18 protein-coding genes and 1 pseudogene are annotated in these 17920 nt (G+C 70.0%); 10 read left to right on the forward strand and 9 right to left on the reverse strand.

Going from position 1 to position 17920, the window contains the following annotated elements:
• Positions 1-47 precede the first annotated feature (47 nt).
• The 4 genes from ACFVJQ_RS09815 (at position 48) to lpdA (ending at position 6740) form a co-directional block, all read left to right on the forward strand.
• Positions 48-3992 (forward strand): glycoside hydrolase family 2 TIM barrel-domain containing protein, encoded by a 3945-nt coding sequence (locus ACFVJQ_RS09815; protein WP_385782335.1) that lies wholly within the window; start codon positions 48-50, stop codon positions 3990-3992.
• 107 nt (positions 3993-4099) lie between these two features.
• Positions 4100-4741 (forward strand): phosphoribosyltransferase, encoded by a 642-nt coding sequence (locus ACFVJQ_RS09820; protein ID WP_385782338.1) that lies wholly within the window; start codon positions 4100-4102, stop codon positions 4739-4741.
• Positions 4742-4767: 26 nt separating this feature from the next.
• Positions 4768-5193, forward strand: a complete 426-nt coding sequence (locus tag ACFVJQ_RS09825; protein ID WP_385514296.1) for a CBS domain-containing protein — start codon at positions 4768-4770, stop codon at positions 5191-5193.
• Between the two features lie 134 nt (positions 5194-5327).
• On the forward strand, positions 5328-6740 hold the full coding sequence (gene lpdA, locus ACFVJQ_RS09830) for a dihydrolipoyl dehydrogenase (RefSeq protein ID WP_385782341.1): 1413 nt from the start codon (positions 5328-5330) through the stop codon (positions 6738-6740).
• 38 nt (positions 6741-6778) lie between these two features.
• Here lpdA and ACFVJQ_RS09835 read toward each other — a convergent pair whose 3' ends face one another.
• Complete coding sequence (locus ACFVJQ_RS09835) at positions 6779-7141, reverse strand: metalloregulator ArsR/SmtB family transcription factor (protein WP_129800329.1); 363 nt, start codon at positions 7139-7141, stop codon at positions 6779-6781.
• A gap of 68 nt (positions 7142-7209) precedes the next feature.
• On the opposite strand from ACFVJQ_RS09835, the gene ACFVJQ_RS09840 reads away from it, so the two are divergent.
• Genes ACFVJQ_RS09840 through ACFVJQ_RS09850 form a run of 3 tightly spaced genes read left to right on the forward strand, consistent with a single transcriptional unit; the run spans position 7210 to position 11188 of the window.
• Positions 7210-9171 carry a heavy metal translocating P-type ATPase gene (locus ACFVJQ_RS09840; RefSeq protein WP_385782344.1) on the forward strand — a complete coding sequence of 654 codons (1962 nt, stop codon included), beginning with the start codon at positions 7210-7212 and terminating at the stop codon, positions 9169-9171.
• Between the two features lie 49 nt (positions 9172-9220).
• The gene (locus tag ACFVJQ_RS09845) at positions 9221-10696 is read left to right on the forward strand and encodes a DNA-3-methyladenine glycosylase 2 family protein (protein ID WP_385782347.1); all 1476 of its coding nucleotides are present in this window, start codon (positions 9221-9223) and stop codon (positions 10694-10696) included.
• Between the two features lie 9 nt (positions 10697-10705).
• Positions 10706-11188, forward strand: coding sequence for a methylated-DNA--[protein]-cysteine S-methyltransferase (locus ACFVJQ_RS09850; protein ID WP_385514292.1), 483 nt, complete (start codon positions 10706-10708; stop codon positions 11186-11188).
• A 157-nt stretch (positions 11189-11345) separates the two neighbouring features.
• Here ACFVJQ_RS09850 and ACFVJQ_RS09855 read toward each other — a convergent pair whose 3' ends face one another.
• On the reverse strand, positions 11346-11888 hold the full coding sequence (locus tag ACFVJQ_RS09855) for a DUF1707 domain-containing protein (RefSeq protein ID WP_385782350.1): 543 nt from the start codon (positions 11886-11888) through the stop codon (positions 11346-11348).
• A 149-nt stretch (positions 11889-12037) separates the two neighbouring features.
• Here ACFVJQ_RS09855 and ACFVJQ_RS09860 point away from each other — a divergent pair, with 149 nt between their 5' ends.
• Positions 12038-12562 carry an ATP-binding protein gene (locus ACFVJQ_RS09860; RefSeq protein WP_385782353.1) on the forward strand — a complete coding sequence of 175 codons (525 nt, stop codon included), beginning with the start codon at positions 12038-12040 and terminating at the stop codon, positions 12560-12562.
• 49 nt (positions 12563-12611) lie between these two features.
• On the opposite strand, the pseudogene ACFVJQ_RS09865 reads toward ACFVJQ_RS09860, so the two are convergent.
• The 3 genes and pseudogenes from ACFVJQ_RS09865 to ACFVJQ_RS09875 all read right to left on the reverse strand — a co-directional run.
• Positions 12612-12803 (reverse strand): annotated as a pseudogene (locus ACFVJQ_RS09865) (Sir2 family NAD-dependent protein deacetylase); the annotation flags it as partial.
• A 98-nt stretch (positions 12804-12901) separates the two neighbouring features.
• Positions 12902-13213 carry a hypothetical protein gene (locus ACFVJQ_RS09870; protein WP_385514289.1) on the reverse strand — a complete coding sequence of 104 codons (312 nt, stop codon included), beginning with the start codon at positions 13211-13213 and terminating at the stop codon, positions 12902-12904.
• Positions 13213-14214 carry a hypothetical protein gene (locus tag ACFVJQ_RS09875; RefSeq protein WP_385782356.1) on the reverse strand — a complete coding sequence of 334 codons (1002 nt, stop codon included), beginning with the start codon at positions 14212-14214 and terminating at the stop codon, positions 13213-13215. Before ACFVJQ_RS09875 ends, ACFVJQ_RS09870 begins: the two co-directional genes overlap by 1 nt.
• Positions 14215-14258: 44 nt before the next feature.
• Here ACFVJQ_RS09875 and ACFVJQ_RS09880 point away from each other — a divergent pair, with 44 nt between their 5' ends.
• Positions 14259-14630, forward strand: coding sequence for a hypothetical protein (locus ACFVJQ_RS09880; RefSeq protein WP_385782359.1), 372 nt, complete (start codon positions 14259-14261; stop codon positions 14628-14630).
• On the opposite strand, the gene ACFVJQ_RS09885 is transcribed toward ACFVJQ_RS09880, so the two are convergent.
• The 3 genes from ACFVJQ_RS09885 to ACFVJQ_RS09895 form a co-directional block, all read right to left on the reverse strand.
• Positions 14597-15028: a hypothetical protein gene (locus tag ACFVJQ_RS09885; protein ID WP_385782362.1), complete on the reverse strand. Its 432-nt coding sequence runs from the start codon at positions 15026-15028 to the stop codon at positions 14597-14599. The two genes, ACFVJQ_RS09880 and ACFVJQ_RS09885, sit on opposite strands and share 34 nt — an antisense overlap.
• 173 nt (positions 15029-15201) lie before the next feature.
• The gene (locus ACFVJQ_RS09890; protein WP_385782364.1) at positions 15202-15936 is read right to left on the reverse strand and encodes an NAD-dependent deacetylase; all 735 of its coding nucleotides are present in this window, start codon (positions 15934-15936) and stop codon (positions 15202-15204) included.
• A 120-nt stretch (positions 15937-16056) separates the two neighbouring features.
• Positions 16057-16902 (reverse strand): SGNH/GDSL hydrolase family protein, encoded by an 846-nt coding sequence (locus ACFVJQ_RS09895; protein WP_385782367.1) that lies wholly within the window; start codon positions 16900-16902, stop codon positions 16057-16059.
• Between the two features lie 300 nt (positions 16903-17202).
• Between ACFVJQ_RS09895 and ACFVJQ_RS09900 the strand changes: the two genes are divergently transcribed.
• Positions 17203-17403, forward strand: a complete 201-nt coding sequence (locus ACFVJQ_RS09900; protein WP_385514284.1) for a type II toxin-antitoxin system VapB family antitoxin — start codon at positions 17203-17205, stop codon at positions 17401-17403.
• Positions 17404-17428: 25 nt separating this feature from the next.
• Here the strand turns inward: ACFVJQ_RS09900 and ACFVJQ_RS09905 are convergent, their stop codons facing one another.
• Complete coding sequence (locus ACFVJQ_RS09905) at positions 17429-17920, reverse strand: NUDIX domain-containing protein (protein ID WP_385782369.1); 492 nt, start codon at positions 17918-17920, stop codon at positions 17429-17431.

The following is a 17920-nucleotide window of genomic DNA, read 5'->3' on the forward strand; positions in this document are numbered from 1 at the left end:
CTCCCAGTTCGTGCAGCGCACTGTTCGTTCCGAGGAAGGACACGGTCATGCCGCACCCGCACGCGTTTCCCGCCGATCAGCCGGCTCGCCCCGAGCAGCGGGCCTTCGTCAGTCGCCGTCGACTTCTGGAGTCCGGGGCCGCCGTCCTCGGCGCGCTCGCCCTGTCCTCGCCCGCCCGGGACGCCGCCGCGCACACCGCCGGCCGGAGCGCGGCGGCGGACGGCTCCCCCGAGTGGAACGGGAACATCGGAGTCTTCCGGCTGGGCACCGAGCCGCCGCACACCACCCTCATGCCGTACGCCGACGTCGAACAGGCCCTGGCCGCCGACCGCACCCGCTCGCCGTACCGGCAGAGCCTGGACGGACAGTGGAAGTTCGCCTACGCCGACCGCCCCGACGACCGGGACACCGACTTCCACCGCACCGACCTCGACGACAGCGACTGGGACAGCATCCCCGTCCCCTCCGTCTGGCAGATGCACGGCTACGACCGCCCGATCTTCGTCAACATCACCTACCCATGGTGGGGACCCAACGGGCTCGGCGAGGAGGCGCAGCCCCCTGCGGCGCCGACGCGGTACAACCCGGTGGGGCAGTACAGACGGACCTTCACCGTGCCGCGCGGCTGGGCGGGCCGGCGGACCTTCCTGCACTTCGAAGGGGTCAAGTCCGCGCATTACGTGTGGATCAACGGGCAGTTGGTGGGGTACGCAGAGGACTCGTTCACCCCCGCCGAGTACGACATCACCCCGTACCTCACATCGGGCACCAACCAGATCGCCGTGGAGGTGTACCGCTTCTCCGACGGGGACTGGCTCGAGGACCAGGACATGATCCGGCTGAGCGGCATCTTCCGCTCGGTGTACCTCTTCTCCACCCCGGTCGTGCACCTGCGCGACTTCAAGCTGGACACCCCGCTGAGCGACGACTACACGGCCGCCGAACTGTCCGTCACCGCGAGCGTGCGCTCGTACGGGGGGCCGAGCGAGGGCGGCTACTCCGTCGAGACGCAGCTGTACGACTCCCGCGGCCACGCCGTCTGGCCCAGGCCGCTCCAGCAGGCCGTCGACCTCGCGTCCGCCCCCGCCGGTGAGGACGTGACCGTCCAGGCGAGCAGAGCCGTGCCCGAGCCCAGACTGTGGTCCGCCGAGCACCCGAACCTCTACACCGCCGTGCTCCGCCTCCGCGACCCGGGCGGCAAGGTGATCGAGACGCTCTCGCACCGCATCGGCCTCCGCGAGTTCGCGCTCAAGGACGGGCTGATGCGTATCAACGGCCAGCCCGTGTCCTTCCGGGGCACGAACCGGCACGAGATGCACCCCGACAGCGGCATGGCACTCACCCGTGCGCACATGGTCGAGGACATCGAGATCATCAAGCGGATGAACATGAACAGCGTCCGCACCTCGCACTACCCCGACAACCCGCTGTGGTACGAGCTCGCCGACGAGTACGGCCTCTACCTCGTGGACGAGACCAACCTCGAGACCCACGGCATCCGCGACGAGTATCCGGGCAACCACGCCGACTGGACCAAGGCGTGCGTCGCCCGGGCCCAGAGCATGGTCCACCGCGACAAGAACCACGCCTCGGTGGTCATCTGGTCGCTCGGCAACGAGGCCGGCGGCGGCAGCACGTTCGTCGCCATGCGCGACTGGATCAAGTCGTACGACACCACCCGCGTCGTCCAGTACGAGGGCGACGACCGGCCGACGATCAGCGACATCCGGTCGGAGATGTACGACAGTCCCTCCCGCGTCGAGCAGCGCGCGAAGGACACGAACGACACCCGGCCGTACGTCATGATCGAGTACGCCCACGCGATGGGGAACTCGAACGGCAACCTCAAGAAGTACTGGGACATCGTCCGCCGCTACGACGTCCTCCAGGGCGGCTGGATCTGGGACTTCGTCGACCAGTCACTGAGCTGGCCCGTGCCGACGCGGAAGATCCTCACCGAGTCCGGGCCCGGCCAGCTGCCCGGTGAGATCCTCACCGCGAGCGGCACCTTCGACCGCGCCAAGGGCGTCTCCGGCGCCACCGTCTTCCCCCGCGACGAGCGCCTCGACCTCACGGGCTCGCTCACCCTGGAGGCCTGGGTCACCCCGCACTACACCGGCTACCACCAGCCCATCCTCGCCAAGGGCGACACCCAGTACGCCCTCAAGCAGACCAACAAGACCCTGGAGTTCTTCATCTACGGCGGCGGCCAGTGGATCAGCGCGAGCTGGGCCCTCCCGGACGGCTGGACCGGCAGTGAGCACCACATCGCCGGTGTCTTCGACGCGGACGCCGGCACGCTGACCCTCTACGTCGACGGCGCGGTGAAGGCCACCCGGACCACCACGCGGAAGCCCAGCAGCAACACCGCGCCCCTCTCGCTCGCCACCGACGTGGACAACCCGACCCGGGAGTTCAGCGGCACGATCCGCCGCGCGCGTGTGTACGCCCGTGCGCTGAGCGCGGGCGAGCTCGGCTCCGACAGCCGCGGTCCCGGTGACGAGGGTGTGCGGTTCTGGTTCGACGCGGCCACCGTCGGACTCGCCGAGAAGCGGCCCCGCGAAAAGACCTTCTTCCCGTACGGCGGTGACTGGGGCGACAACCCCAACGACGGCACCTCCAACGCGGACGGCATCGTCACCGCCGACCGCCGGCACACCGGCAAAGCGGCCGAGATCAAGCAGATCTACCAGGCCGTGGGCGCGGCGCCGGCCTCCGGTGACTCACTGGCTCCCGGAGCCGCGGTCACCCTCACCAATGAGTACCTGTTCACCAACCTCCGTGAGTTCGACGGCCGTTGGGCCCTTGTCGCGGACGGAGAGGTCGTGCAGCGCGGAAAGCTGAGTCGCACCCAGCTGGACGTCCCTCCGCTCGGCAGCAAGGACATCACGGTGCCGGTGAAGCTGCCGGAGGACCCGGCTCCGGGCGCCGAGTACTTCCTCCAGCTCTCCTTCACCCTCAAGGAATCCACCCCGTGGGCGAAGGCCGGCTTCGAGGTGGCCAAGCAGCAGCTTCCCGTCGACGCCGACAGCCCGGCCGTGACGCCCGTACCGCTGGAGAGCGTGCCGGCGCTGCGGTACGAGGAAGGGGACAAGGGCGTCACGGTGCAGGGCAAGGGCTTCTCCGTCACTGTCGACAAGAGCAGCGGCGTCATCACGTCGTACGAGGCCGGGGGCACCCGGCTCATCACCTCCGGGCCCGCGCCGAACTTCTGGCGGGCGCCCACCGAGAACGACCGCGGCAACGGCCAGCACACCCGCAACCAGACCTGGCGCGACGCCGGGGCCCGGCGCACAGTGACGGGCGTGAGCGTGCGCGCCCTGCGCGACAAGGCCGTGGAAATCAAGGTCAGCGGGACGCTGCCCACCACCGTGGAGTCCACCTACAGCACGACGTACACGGTGTTCGGCAACGGCGAGATCAAGGTCGACAACACCCTGCACCCGGGCGCGGCGTCCCTGCCGTACATCCCGGAGGTCGGCACGCTGCTGTTCCTGCCGGGGCGTTTCGAGTATCTGCGCTACTACGGCCGCGGGCCCGAGGAGAACCACTGGGACCGCAACGACGGCACCGACGTGGGCGTGTACTCCGGGACCGTCTCCGGGCAGTGGACCCCGTACATCCGCCCGCAGGAGAACGGCAACAAGACGGACGTCCGCTGGGTCGCGCTCACCGACCGGGGCGGCTCAGGTCTGCTCGTCTCCGGTGAGCCGCTGCTGGAGGTCAACGCCTCGCACTTCACCCCGGAGGACCTGTCGTCCGGGGTGCGCCACGACTACCAGCTCACTCCGCGGGACGAGGTCGTCCTGCGCGTCAACCACCGCCAGATGGGCGTGGGCGGCGACAACAGCTGGGGCGCGCACACCCACGACGAGTACAAGCTGTTCGCCGACCGCGACTACTCCTTCACCTACCGGTTGCGTCCCCTCACCGACGTACGCCGGGCGACGGCGGCGGCACGCCGGCCCACGGCCGGGGACTTCTCCGGGTAGCCGCTGGGCCCGCCGGGCGACACCCGTGATCGTCGGTGTGTCGCCCGGCGCCCTGTGGAAACCCGTACCGACACAGGGCGAGACCAGCAGCAGGCAGGTGGTGGGACATGAGTTTCCGAGACCGCGCGCACGCCGGCCGGGAGCTGGCCGAGCATCTGCGCATCCTGCAGGAGAAGGGCACCCTCCCGGACCCCGTCGTGCTCGCCCTGCCCCGCGGTGGCGTCACGGTCGCCCGGGAGGTCGCACGGGCGCTCGGCGCCCCGCTCGACGTGCTCGTCGTCCGCAAGATTGGCGCGCCTGCCCACGAGGAGTTCGGCGTCGGAGCGATCGCCGGCGACGACCCCCCGTTGTTCGACGCCCGGGCCCTGAACCAGCTGGGCCTGACCGAGGAGGAGCTCGCCCCGGTGGTGGCCCGGGAACGGGCCGAACTGCACCGGCGCGAGCAGCGCTACCGGCAGGGCCGCCCCGCCGCCGAACTGAAGGGACGTACCGCGATCGTCGTCGACGACGGGCTGGCCACCGGATCGACCGCCCGCGCCGCCGTGCAGGCCGTGCGCCGATGCGAGCCCGAACGGGTGGTCGTCGCCGCCCCGGTCTGCTCGCACGAGGCGACCAACCTGCTGCGCGGTGACGCCGACGACGTGGTGTGCCTGATGCGGCCGAGCCCGTTCCACGCGGTCGGGCTCTGGTACGAGGACTTCGAGCAGCTGACGGACGACGACGTGCTGGACGCGCTGCACGGCAGCTGAGCCGGCCGTACCCCCAGGAGGTGCTCATGACCAGGCAGATACGCGACGTGATGTCGCCCGGCACGGCCTCGGTCGAGCCGATGACCACCGTGGCGCGGGCGGCGCGTCTGATGCGCGACCAGGACATCGGCGACGTCCTGGTGGCCTACGACTGCGATCTGTTCGGCGTCCTCACCGACCGCGACATCGCGGTCCGGGCCGTCGCCGAGGGCCTCGACCCGAACACCACCACCGTCGGCTCGCTGTGCACCCGGCCGCCCGTGGTGACCCTCGCGCCCGACGACACGACCGACCACGCCATCGAACTGATGCGCCGGCACGCGGTGCGCAGGATCCCCGTCGTCGAGCACGGCGGCTGCCCCATCGGCATGATCAGCCTCGGCGACCTCGCCACCACCGAGGATCCGCACTCCGCCCTGGCGGACATCAGCCGGGCCGCCCCCAACCACTGAACCGGCCCGCGCCGCGGCTGAGACTCGCGTCATGTCACAGGGATCAGTGTGGCGAGGAGCAAGGCGGGACGAAAGAATCTCTTACGCACCACACCCGGCCAACCGCTCTTCACCACACCGAAAGGGACCTCCGCATGGACGAGCAGGACGAGCGCTTCGACGTCGTCGTTCTCGGAGCGGGCCCCGGCGGGTACGTCGCCGCCATCCGCGCCGCCCAGCTGGGCAAACGTGTCGCCGTCGTCGAGGAGAAGTACTGGGGCGGCGTCTGCCTGAACGTCGGCTGCATCCCCACCAAGGCCCTGCTGCGCAACGCCGAGCTCGCGCACATTGTCACCCGTGAGGCGAAGACCTTCGGCATCAAGGCCGACGGACAGATCACCTTCGACTACGGCGAGGCGTTCCGGCGCAGCCGCAAGGTCGCCGACGGCCGGGTCAAGGGCGTCCACTACCTGATGAAGAAGAACAAGATCACGGAGTACGACGGCCGCGGCACGTTCGTCGACCCGCACACCCTCCAGATCACCGGCTACGACGGCGAGACCCGCACCATCGGCTTCGACCACTGCATCATCGCCACCGGCGCCACCCCGAAGCTGCTGCCCGGCACCCGCCGCACCTCACGCGTGGTGACGTTCGAGGAGCAGATCCTCGCCGAGGAGCTGCCGCAGTCGATCATCATCGCGGGCGCCGGCGCGATCGGTGTCGAGTTCGCGTACATCCTGAACAACTACGGCGTGAAGGTCACCGTCGTCGAGTTCCTGGACCGCGCCGCCCCCCTCGAGGACGCCGAGGTCTCCGCCGAACTCGCCCGCCAGTACCGCAAGCTGGGCATCGACGTGCTCACCTCGACCCGCGTCGACGCCATCGACGAGTCCGGCCCGCAGGTCCGCGTCACGGTCACCACCAAGGACGGCTCCCAGCAGATCCTCGAGGCCGACAAGGTCCTCCAGGCCATCGGCTTCCAGCCGAACATCGAGGGCTACGGGCTGGAGAAGACGGGAGTGCAGGTCACCGACCGCGGCGCGATCGACATCGACGGCCGCTGCCGCACCTCCGTCCCGCACATCTACGCCATCGGCGACGTCACCGCGAAGCTGATGCTCGCGCACGCCGCCGAGGCCATGGGCGTGGTCGCCGCCGAGACCATCGCGGACGCCGAGACGATGGAGCTCGACTACGTGATGATCCCGCGCGCCACGTACTGCCAGCCGCAGATCGCCAGCTTCGGCTACACCGAGGCGCAGGCCCGCGACCTCGGCTACGACGTCAAGGTCGCCAAGTTCCCGTTCACCGCCAACGGCAAGGCGCACGGCCTCGGCGACACCACCGGCTTCGTGAAGCTGATCAGCGACGCGAAGTACGGCGAGCTGATCGGCGGCCACCTCATCGGCCCCGACGTCACCGAGCTGCTGCCCGAGCTGACCCTGGCCCAGAAGTGGGACCTCACCGTCCACGAGGTGGCCCGCAACGTCCACGGCCACCCGACCCTCGGCGAGGCGATCCAGGAGGCCGTGCACGGCCTGGCCGGCCACATGATCAACATGTAGGCGTCGGCGTTCAGCAGTCGTGACGCCGTCGGTACGCGTTACTCGGCGGCGTCGCTGATGCCGAGCCGCAGATGCTCCACGTGGTACACGGCCTGGTCGAGGAGCTGGGCGACATGGTCGTCGTGCAGCGCGTACACCACCGACCGGCCGCGACGCTCGCCCACCACCAGGCCGAGGTTGCGCAGCAGGCGCAGCTGGTGCGAGCACGCGGACTGCTCCATGCCCACCTCGGCGGCCAACTCGGTTGCGGGCAGCGGTCCTTCGCGCAGCCGCGCGAGGATCAGCAGGCGGGACGGGGTGGACAGGGCCTGGAGCGTGGTGGCCACCTTGGCGACGTTGTCCGCGTCGAGACGTACGCGTTCTGTGGTGTCCTGCGCGGCGGTGACGGCTCCATGACCCATGACCGCCATCCTACCCACCCCGCATGAACGAATGAACGAGTCTTCATGTGTTCCTGTATGGTGGCCCTGTGTCAGCGACTCTTGCACCCCATCCGGCCCCCACCCGCACCCCGACGGCACCCCGCCGCCGCACCCGGATCCTCGCCCTGCCCGAGGCCCGCTGGGCCCTCGCCGCCCTCGTGGCGTTCCTGGCGGCACTCGCCCTCGACCTGGGCGGCGCCCCCACCTGGGCGTTCACCCCGCTGTACGCCGTCGCCTACGTCACCGGCGGCTGGGAACCGGCCCTCGAAGGACTGCGGGCCCTGCGCGACAAGACCCTCGACGTCGACCTGCTGATGATCGTCGCGGCGCTGGGCGCGGCCGCCATCGGCCAGGTCCTCGACGGCGCCCTGCTGATCGTCATCTTCGCCACCTCCGGCGCCCTGGAGGCGCTGGCCACCGCCCGCACCGCCGACTCCGTGCGCGGCCTGCTCGACCTCGCACCCACCACCGCGACCCGCCTCACGGACGACGGCACCGAGGAGACCGTGCCGACCGGCGACCTCACCGTCGGCGACGTGCTGCTGATCCGCCCGGGCGAGCGCATCGGCGCCGACGGCCAGGTCCTGGACGGCACCAGCGAGGCCGACCAGGCGACCATCACCGGCGAACCCCTCCCCGTCGTCAAGCGCCCCGGCGACGAGGTGTTCGCCGGCACCCTCAACGGCACCGGCTCCCTGCGCGTCCGCGTCGAACGCGACCCCGCCGACTCGGTCATCGCCCGCATCGTGACCCTCGTCGAGGAGGCCTCCCGTACCAAGGCGCCGACCCAGCTGTTCATCGAGAAGGTCGAACAGCGTTACGCCGTCGGCGTGGTCGCCGCCACGCTCGCCGTCTTCGCCGTACCGCTCGCCTTCGGTGCCGACCTCACCGACGCGCTCCTGCGCGCCATGACCTTCATGATCGTCGCCTCCCCGTGCGCGGTCGTCCTGGCCACCATGCCGCCCCTGCTGTCCGCCATCGCCAACGCCAGCCGGCACGGCGTGCTGGTCAAGTCGGCCGTCGCGATGGAACGCCTCGGCGAGATCGACACCGCCGCCCTCGACAAGACCGGCACCCTCACCGAGGGCGCCCCCGAGGTGACGGACGTACGACCGCTGCCGGACTCCGGCCTCGACGAGAACCGGCTCCTCGCCCTCGCCGCCGCGGCCGAGCACCCCAGCGAGCACCCGCTGGCCCGCGCGATCGTGGCCGCCGCCCGCGCCCGGGACCTGCCGATCGCGCCCACCGAGGAGTTCACGGCCGTCCCGGGCCGCGGGGTCACCGCCGTCGTCGGCGGGCACAAGGTGAGCGTCGGCCGCGCGGAGGCTGTGACCCAGGGCGAGGACGGCGTGGAGGCCGTGACCGGTCGCGAGGACGGCGCGACGGTCGTCCTGGTCGTCCGCGACGGCAACCCCGTCGGCACACTCGCCCTCACCGACCGCCTCCGCCCCGAGGCCGCCGCCACCACGGCCACCCTCACCGCCCTCACCGGCACCGCCCCCGTCCTGCTCACCGGCGACAACGCGCACACCGCCGCCCGCGTCGCCCAGGCCACCGGCCTGACGGATGTCCGCGCGGACCTGCTGCCCGAGGACAAGGTGAACGCCGTACGCGACCTCCAGGACAGCGGCCGCAAGGTGCTCTTCGTCGGAGACGGCGTCAACGACGCGCCCGCCCTCGCCGCCGCGCACTCCGGCGTCGCGATGGGCCGCGCCGGCTCCGACCTGGCGCTGGAGACCGCGGACGCCGTCGTCGTACGCGACGAACTCGCCACCGTCCCCGCGACCGTACGGCTATCCCGGGCCGCCCGCCGACTGGTCCAGCAGAACCTGGTCATCGCGGGCACGTTCATCACCGTGCTCGTGGTGTGGGACCTGGTCGGCCATCTGCCGCTGCCGCTCGGCGTCGCCGGACACGAGGGCTCGACCATCCTGGTCGCGCTGAACGGGCTCCGGCTGCTGCGCGAATCCGCATGGCGATCCGGGCCGGTCCAGGACAGCCGAGGTTGATGTCGGATTCCTGCCAGCCCCAACCCGGCCGCTGGTCGATGCTGGACGCATGCAGAACGGGATGCACACCGACACCGAACGCTGTCTGCGCGCCGTCCAGTCCAAGGACGCCCGCTTCGACGGCTGGTTCTTCACGGCGGTCCTGACCACCGGGATCTACTGCCGCCCCAGCTGCCCCGTCGTACCGCCCAAGCCGCAGAACATGGTGTTCCACCCGAGCGCGGCGGCCTGCCAGCAGGCCGGTTTCCGGGCGTGCAAACGCTGCCGCCCGGACACCAGCCCCGGCTCCCCGGAATGGAACCAGCGCGCCGACGCGGTCGCCCGTGCCATGCGGCTGATCGCCGACGGAGTCGTCGACCGCGAGGGTGTCCCCGGCCTCGCCGCCCGGCTGGGCTACAGCACCCGGCAGATCGAACGCCAGCTGCTCGCCGAGCTGGGCGCGGGCCCGCTCGCCCTGGCCCGCGCCCAGCGCGCCCAGACTGCCCGGCTGCTCATCGAGAGGACCGGACTGCCGATGGCGCAGATCGCCTTCGCCGCCGGTTTCGCCTCGATCCGCACCTTCAACGACACGGTCCGCGAGGTGTACGCCCTGACTCCGAGCGACCTGCGCACCCGAGCACCTCGCCCTCAGGGCACCCCCGGCGCCCTGTCCCTGCGCCTCCCGTTCCGCGCCCCCCTCAACCCCGACAACCTCTTCGGCCACCTCGCCGCCACCGCCGTACCGGGCGTGGAGGAGTGGCGCGACGGAGCCTACCGACGCACGCTCCGCCTCCCGTACGGCCACGGCATCGTCGCGCTGACCCCGCACCCCGACCACATCGCCTGCCGCCTCACCCTCAGCGACCTGCGCGATCTGCCGGTCGCCATCAGCCGCTGCCGCCGCATGCTCGACCTGGACGCCGACCCGGTCGCCGTCGACGACCAGCTGCGCACCGACCCCGTGCTGGCACCGCTGGTGGACAAGGCGCCGGGGCGGCGGGTGCCGCGCACCGTCGACGAGGCCGAGTTCGCCGTACGGGCGGTACTGGGCCAGCAGGTCTCCACGGCCGCCGCCCGTACCCACGCCGCCCGCCTGGTCCTCGCACACGGCGAACCCGTCGACGACCCCGAGGGCGGCCTCACCCACCTGTTCCCGTCCGTCGAGTCGCTGGCGTCCGTCGACCCGGAGTCGCTGGCGATGCCCCGCACGCGCCGGACGACGCTCACCACACTCATCAGCCAACTAGCCGACGGCACCCTCCACCTGGGCGTGGAGAGCGACTGGCCCGAAACCCGCGCCCGGCTCCTCTCCCTCCCCGGCTTCGGCCCCTGGACGGCCGACGTCATCGCCATGCGCGCCCTCGGCGACCCCGACGCCTTCCTCCCCACCGACCTCGGCATCCGCCGCGCGGCAGGAGAGCTGGGTCTGCCGTCCACACCCGCCGCGCTCACCGCCCGCGCGGCGTCCTGGCGACCGTGGCGGGCGTACGCGGTCCAGTACCTGTGGGCGACGGACAGCCACCCGATCAACTTCCTGCCTGTGTAAGGACGTTCAGTGAAACACCACACCGTGATCGACAGCCCGTACGGCCCGCTGACGCTCGTCGCCGAGGACGGCGTCCTGTGCGGCCTCTACATGACCGGCCAACGCCACCGCCCACCGGAGGAGACCTTCGGCGAGCCCGACGACACGCCCTTCGCGGAGGCCGAGAAGCAACTACAGGCCTATTTCACAGGCGAGTTGAAGGAGTTCACCCTCGAACTACGCCTGAACGGCACACCGTTCCAGCGCACCGTCTGGCAACAGCTGCAGCAGATCCCCTACGGTGAGACCCGTACGTACGGCGAACTCGCCGACGCCCTGGGCAGCCCCAAGGCGTCCCGCGCGGTCGGCCTCGCCAACGGCAGAAACCCCATCGGCATCATCGTCCCCTGCCACCGCGTGGTCGGCGCCGACGGCAGCCTCACCGGCTACGGCGGCGGCCTGGACCGCAAGCAGCGCCTGCTGGACTTCGAGCGGGGAGAGGCACTCTTCTGACCGGCGAGGGTCACGTGACCCGCCGAAGGGCGTTAGTGGTCCCTAGCCGCCCACCCCCCATCGCACCCCCGCCACAACCGCGGGCACCAAGGCAGGAACCACCCCCCACCCCAACCACACCGTGCAGAGCGCAGGCGGTCCTGATGCCGGAGGGGTCTCAACGCCGCGCGTGGCGGATCTTCAACCGTCCGAAGCCCATGGTCCCGGAGATCCGGATCCTCGGCCCGCCGGGGCGGGAGCGCCGCCGGGTCTTGTAGAGCGTGTCCTTCCACCCGGTGTGCAGATCGTCGAAGTCGACGATCGCGTCGCGAGGCACCGTGATCTTGGCCCTGCCGGTGCCGAGTTGCAACTCAATGTCAACTACCGGATGCTCGATGACCGCCCGGGACAGGTCCAGGTACACCCTTCCGTATGCGGACGCAACCTTGAGGTTCCGAGGCACCCGCCATGCGCCGCGGCGCTTGATCCGTCCGCCGGCGGCGGCAATCGTGGACGTTGTGCCCACATTCTCCTCCGGGAGCGAGACCAGAACCGGCACAAGCTCGCTCTGCGTCTTGGCGGTGAGCACCTGGTGGAGGCGTTCGTCCATCTCCTCGTGCGAGATGTGCCCTTCAGCGTACGCCTCCTGCACGCGCTGCACGGCCGTGTCCCGGTCGTCTTCGCTCAACAGTGGCGGCGGGTCTTCCGGCAGAGAAGTCACCGTTTCACCCTAATGCCGTGCCAGCGATGCGAACGCGCCAAGGTCCGTAGCGGGCAAGGCATCCGATGGGGAGGTCGGCCGTTCGTCATCACGGCCTTGATGGCCCAACCCGGCGAACCCATGCGGTCAAAGCACTAGGGTCGGGTCCCATGATCGTATGGCTCAACGGCACCCACGGCGCAGGCAAGACGACGACCAGCCCACTTGTGCAGCAACTGCTCCCGGATTCACGGGTGTTCGACGCCGAGAAGGTCGGCGAGACACTCATGGACATCACGCCGGGGCTGCCCGCGACGGACAACTTCCAGCACTGGCCGCCGTGGCGGCAGCTCGTCGTCGAGACCGCCCGCCGCGTACTCGACTACACCGGCGGCATTCTGGTGATGCCCATGACTGTCCTGGTCGAGGAGTACTGGCGCGAGATCAGCTCCGGTCTCGCCCAACATGCCATCCCGGTACGGCACTTCGTCCTTCACGCCGACCAGGACACCCTGCGCGGGCGCATCGCGGGCGACACTGTCCTTGGCCCCAACTCCCCGTTCCGCCTCAAATACCTCGAGCCCTACGCCGAGGCGGCCCGCACGTGGCTGCACCTCGAGGCCGAGGTCATCGACACCACGCACCTCACACCCGCCCAGGCCGCCCAACAGATCGCAGAGGCCGTCAAGAGTTGAGGTCCGCCCGCCACGCGAAAACAGGCGCAGGTGGCAGGCACCGCGTACACGCCGCCGCCCGGTGCGCGGCGTTCGGCTCGGCCCGCAGTGTCCGGTTCTTCCGCCGCATCTGCCACGAGCGGCGGCGGATCTCCGGATCGCCCATGTAGTACTCGTACGTCACGAGCTTCTCGGCCCCCGGATCTCGCCGCCACAACCCGTTCGGCCCGCGGTAGTCCGGGATTCCGGAGTCGCAAGGCATGGGCGGATGTAACACGAGCACTGTGCAGGGACGGGAGCGTCCGCAGCAGCTGCGGGAGGAGCAGATCTGCAGGTGAACGCTGCGATGGCGGCAGCCGGCTAACCGACCACAACCCATCGCACCGCCGCGACCACTCCCAACAACAGAGCTGGGGCCACCCACCACCAGGCCATGACCCGTCGCACCGACGGAAGCAGCCACAACGCTCCTGCGGCACCGGCGGCCCCGATGGTGAGAACGCACGACAGAACGATGCCGGCGTACGCGTCGTCGTCCCAGGAGCCGGACGGACGGATGGTCAGTGCCGTCCAGCAGAAGTACCCAGCGATGAGGGTCAGCAGAGCGAGTGGTACGACGAGGACCAGGCGGAGGCAGCCACGGTCGTCGTCCACGTGGGAAGGGCTGGTCATCAGCGCAGTGCGTTCCTTGCGTCGTCCAGGTTGTTCGTAAAGCCACGCCCATACGCTTGGGCGTCGTCGGTCTGCCAGTACGGACCGCCGTTGTATCGTGCGGCGAGCTCCTGATACTGGGCCGGTGTCATCTCCTCCGCCGGCACGTCGGCGAATTCGCTCTCCGCCTTGAGCTGGGCCAGGTACTCGGAGGCGATGAAGATGTTCTGTGCGGGGTCCTGCAGAGCTTCCTCCACTGTGCCGCGTTGCTGATCGGTGAGATGGTCGGGGTCATAGCCGAGGACTTCCGCGCCGCGTCGAACCTGGATGGCGATGGGCCCCATGGATGTGTTGTCGGGGTCGCCGCCGAGGCGCCACGGCAGGCTCTCGGGGGCGATCGGGCTGAGCGGGGAGTCGGCCTGTTCGCGGATGGTGTCGGTCATGTCGTCGAGGATGCCGGGCTGTCCGCCGATCTCCTGCCAGGCGATACCGGCGACCATGTCCGGCGGCAATCCCGAGTTGCGTGCCGCAGCCGTGATGACCTCCTTGTTCGCCGCGATCCAGTCGGCGCGCTCCCGAGCGTTGGAGGGCGGACTCCAGTAACTGTCCTTCGCTCCGGACAGGCTGGCGACCTGGAGTTGGATATCGCGCAGGGTCGGGGAGACGATGTCGTTTCCGGCGATGGGGAAGTAGTCCTGCTTGGGGCCGCTGCCGGGCAGCCGCGTCAGCGGGTTCGTACTCGCCTCGGCCGCCTCCCGCCGCAGCTCAGCGATCGCCGAGACGATGTCGACGCGGTCGATGAAGCCCATGCGGAAGTCCGGCAACAAGTCGTACGCCTGCTTGAGCTGGTGGACGCAGAGCTCACGTGCCTCTTGCTCGGTAGTCTTGGCCAGGTGGAAATCGCCGCCGGCAGCGTCGTGCAGCCGGTTCGCGTCGTCGCGGATGTCGTCGACGTCCATGGTGAGTTCGGCGAAGAAGTCCATGACGCCTGTGGTGTCCCGCATGTCCTCCCACTGGCGCATCGGCTCGGCTCCTGGGCTTCACGGGTGATCGCCGTGCCCTTGGTGTGGATCAGATTCGCAAGGGCCTGCTCGTTCGCCTTGCCGTTGGAGTAGTGGGCCTTTGCGACCTCCAGGGCGAACGCGTAGTCGCGCAGGGCAGTAGCGGCCTTGTTGTAGCCGTCGGCGATCTGCGCGATGAGTTTGCGGGCTTCGGTGAGTCGGGCCTCGTAGTGCTGACTGCCGTCGCTCTTCCACTGGGTGTGCTTATCGGCCCGCTCGGCGGATGGTTCGACCGCAACGAGCATGTCGTGCAGGCGCTTGAACTCGTCCGCGTTGCGCTCGACGAGTGGAGGGCTGCAACTCTCCAGGAACTCGACGTCCTTGCGGTGGCTGATGCCGCTGCTCATCGTGCCTCCGGGGCGACGTACTGGCCGTAGCGCAGCACGTTGTCGAGGAAGCGCTGTGCGGTGTCGCCATCAACCTTCACGAAGTCGCTGCCGGCGGTTCGCAGACGGGTGGAGAGTGCCGCGAACAGAGCGACCGCATCCAGGTACTGGTCATCGGCGAATCGAGCGAACCGCGTCACCTGCTTGGCCACGTCCTCGTGCGCACGGGGATCCCGTGCCATGGTGGTGAGTTCGGCGTCCGGCCGCCCCTCGTGGAGGAAGCCCGCTATCTCGATCAGCAGATTCGCGTTGCCGTTGATCGAGTCGGTCTTGGCGACCAGACTTCCGGCGGCCGGTGTGCCTGCGCCCCGCTCGCATCTGCCGGAAGCTGATTGATCTGCATACGTGTCGACCGCCGCGCCAGGGCGTCGGCCTTCAACTGGGCCCACTCCTCTTCGAAAGACAACCCCGTTCCCCCTCTTACTGGACATCCGTTCCGTCCTCGGACGGTAGGACGATCATGGCATTGGGGCGGGTGGTACGGGGAGATCGCCCTTCTGCCGGGGCGAGCCGGCCTCGCGCGTCGCGCCGTCATCGAGTGTTGGGGTTTCGCCTGTCAGTTCTACTCGCTGTCAGCGCTCAGTCGGCCCAGCAGTGCGGGCAGGGCCGCACCAATGGGCTGTCGAATGACTTCGTCCGCGCGTTCGTCGTACGGCGTCGGCTCGGCGTTGACGATGATCAGCCGGGCGCCGTGGTCGGCGGCGACCCCCGCGAGGCCGGCGGCGGGCTGTACCTGGAGACTGGTGCCGACGGCGATGAACACCTGGCACGCCTTGGTGATCGCGACGGCCTCGCCCAGCACCACCGGGTCGAGCCGCTCGCCGAACATCACCGTCGCCGACTTCAGGATCCCGCCGCACTCCAGGCACGGCGGGTCGTCCTCACCGGCCTCGACCCGGGCGAGGGCGTCCTCCATCGGTCCCCTGGTGTGGCACTTGGTGCACACGACACTGCGCGCGGTGCCGTGCAGCTCCAGCACCTTGCGGGCGGGCATCCCGGCCAGCTGATGCAGCCCGTCCACGTTCTGCGTGATCACCCGCACCGGCACCCCGGACCGCTCCAGCTCCGCCACCGCCCGGTGCGCCGCGTTCGGCTCGGCCTTGAGCGTCCGGTTCTTCCGCCGCATCTGCCACGAGCGGCGGCGGATCTCCGGATCGCCCATGTAGTACTCGTACGTCACAAGCTTCTCGGCCTCGGGATCCCGCCGCCACAGCCCGTTCGGCCCGCGATAATCAGGGATTCCGGAATCGGTGGAGATGCCTGCGCCACTGAGGATGGCGACGAGGGGCCTGTTCATGAGCCGAGAGTAGGGCGCCTGCCCGCTCGGGGCGAACCGATATCCGGCGCACCCGGGCAGATGTGTAGTAGCGTGAACAGGTTGTATCGGCCTGGGGGAGCGGTCGAGCGCGCGGTCCCGTCACCGCCCCTCCTGGGTGGTGCCTCGGGCTACGGCGGCCAGGACGGGGAGGTAGCCGAGGGACTGGCCGGATGCCGTGGGGTGGTAGGACTCGGTGGGTGCCAGCAAGTGGATGCTGCGCAGCCACGGGTTGGGCGAGCAGATTTCGTGGCCGGTGAAGGCGGTACGGACGTCGGCGAACGTGAACCCGTGATCGGCGGCGCGTTTGGCGATCACGCGGTTGAGGTGGTCCGCGGCGTCGTTGAGGGCGGAGCGCACCGTGTCCGGGAAGCCTGCCCGGCAGGTGCCGTGGAGTTGGTACAGGCGCGGATAGCCGAGGACCACGACGTGGGCGGCGGGTGCTCTCCTGGTGATGGCTGAGTACAGGCGGTCGAGGTTGCCCGGAAGGGGGCCGTCCATGGTGGCGCGTGCGTCGGCGAGGGCGGACAGGCAGGTGGTGGTGCCGCGCAGTACGCACGTCGTCATGACGGTTCCGAAGCCCGCGTCGCTGCCGCCGACGGTGATGCTGACCAGGTCGGTACGCGGTGTGAGCGGACCGAGCTGGAGTGCCATGACGTCGCTGGTCCGGGCGCCGTTGCACGCGGTGAAGCTGAAGGACGAGGGTGCGTGGGCTGCAGTCCACAGGGCGGCATAGGACCTGCCGCTGCGTTGGCAGTCGGCGCTGGAGGAGAGGTAGTCGCCGGCTCCGACGCCGGCGGAGTACGAGTCCCCCAGGGCCACATAGTCCGTGGCTGCCGTGTGCGGCGCCGCTCGGGCCGTCGTGGGCCCGGCTGTGGGCCCGGCGACGGTGCAGGCAGCGGCGAAGAGGAGGGCGGAGGTACATGCCGCGATTCGGGACTGTCTCATGGAATTCCTTTATCGCGGCGCGCGACCGACCCTGCCTGCCGTGGTCGTTCCGGCTGCTCGGCCGTGTTGACAAGGATCTGCGATCGTGCCGTTTGTGAAGCGCTGCAGTATCAGGGATCCGTCGGCCGGAGCCGCCGGCGTGGCGATGTGGCGCTGTACGGGTGGACGTCACCCGGTGGGCCGTCAGTCGTTCGGATGTGTCCGTGTCACGGCTGCTCCCGGGTGCGCTGTTCCGAGACGGGGCCGGGGCGGCGAACGAATAATCGAGTCCCGGCGGGGCGCTGGTGTTATGGTCCGCGCATGGCCAAGGTCAATGTCGCGCTTGACGCCGAACTCGTCGTGGAAGCCATGGTGCTTGCCGGTGTCGGTAATCCCCAGGACGCCGTCGAGCTCGTGCTGCGCGACTACGTCGAGCGTGGGCACCGTACGGAGGCCCGGGTCGCCGAGCGTGACGAGGCGTTGCGTGAGGTGGATGCCAAGCCTCGGGACGTGGAGGGCTGACTCCCCGCCCGGCCGCCCCGCCCGGTCAGAGCACGCGGTGGCCGTTCTCCAGCTCGGCCGTTCCCGAACCGTCCGCGAGGACGTCGAGTGCGGTCAGCACGCGGCGGCCCAGGGCGCCGGGCAGGAAGTCGGTGAGGTCCTCGCGGGGTACGAGTCGCCAGGACAGCAGTTCCTCCTCCTGCAACCGGATCGCCTTGAGGTCCTCCTCGCCGAGCACCCCGCCGTCGTACAGATATGCCACCAGTGGCGGCCGGGCCGTCCCGTGCACCCAGTCCACGGCGAGCAGCCGCCCGAGCTCCCGGTCCAGGCCGATCTCCTCGGCGGTCTCCCGGCGCGCGCCCTGGCGCGGGGTCTCGCCGTCGTCGGACTCGATCGTGCCGCCCGGAAGCGCCCAGCCGTCACGGTAGTTGGGCTCGACGAGCAGCACCCGGCCCTCGGTGTCACGGAAGAGCGCGGCGGCACCGGCGAGGACGCGGGGCAGGCCCGCGATGTACGTGGCGAAGTCAGCAGTGGTCAT

This window comes from Streptomyces sp. NPDC127197 (genome assembly GCF_042672405.1).
Lineage (GTDB): Bacteria > Actinomycetota > Actinomycetes > Streptomycetales > Streptomycetaceae > Streptomyces > Streptomyces flavusporus.

Excerpts from the sequence above, each read along its gene's own strand:
- ACFVJQ_RS09860 (WP_385782353.1), top strand. The coding sequence starts at position 12,038 with ATGATCGTATGGCTCAACGGCACCCACGGCGCAGGCAAGACGACGACC.
- ACFVJQ_RS09870 (WP_385514289.1), bottom strand. The coding sequence starts at position 13,213 with ATGACCAGCCCTTCCCACGTGGACGACGACCGTGGCTGCCTCCGCCTG.
- ACFVJQ_RS09825 (WP_385514296.1), top strand. The coding sequence starts at position 4,768 with ATGACCAGGCAGATACGCGACGTGATGTCGCCCGGCACGGCCTCGGTC.
- ACFVJQ_RS09820 (WP_385782338.1), top strand. The coding sequence starts at position 4,100 with ATGAGTTTCCGAGACCGCGCGCACGCCGGCCGGGAGCTGGCCGAGCAT.
- ACFVJQ_RS09895 (WP_385782367.1), bottom strand. The coding sequence starts at position 16,902 with ATGAGACAGTCCCGAATCGCGGCATGTACCTCCGCCCTCCTCTTCGCC.
- ACFVJQ_RS09815 (WP_385782335.1), top strand. The coding sequence starts at position 48 with ATGCCGCACCCGCACGCGTTTCCCGCCGATCAGCCGGCTCGCCCCGAG.
- ACFVJQ_RS09845 (WP_385782347.1), top strand. The coding sequence starts at position 9,221 with ATGCAGAACGGGATGCACACCGACACCGAACGCTGTCTGCGCGCCGTC.
- ACFVJQ_RS09905 (WP_385782369.1), bottom strand. The coding sequence starts at position 17,920 with ATGACCACTGCTGACTTCGCCACGTACATCGCGGGCCTGCCCCGCGTC.
- lpdA (WP_385782341.1), top strand. The coding sequence starts at position 5,328 with ATGGACGAGCAGGACGAGCGCTTCGACGTCGTCGTTCTCGGAGCGGGC.
- ACFVJQ_RS09875 (WP_385782356.1), bottom strand. The coding sequence starts at position 14,214 with ATGCGCCAGTGGGAGGACATGCGGGACACCACAGGCGTCATGGACTTC.
- ACFVJQ_RS09900 (WP_385514284.1), top strand. The coding sequence starts at position 17,203 with ATGGCCAAGGTCAATGTCGCGCTTGACGCCGAACTCGTCGTGGAAGCC.
- ACFVJQ_RS09890 (WP_385782364.1), bottom strand. The coding sequence starts at position 15,936 with ATGAACAGGCCCCTCGTCGCCATCCTCAGTGGCGCAGGCATCTCCACC.
- ACFVJQ_RS09835 (WP_129800329.1), bottom strand. The coding sequence starts at position 7,141 with ATGGGTCATGGAGCCGTCACCGCCGCGCAGGACACCACAGAACGCGTA.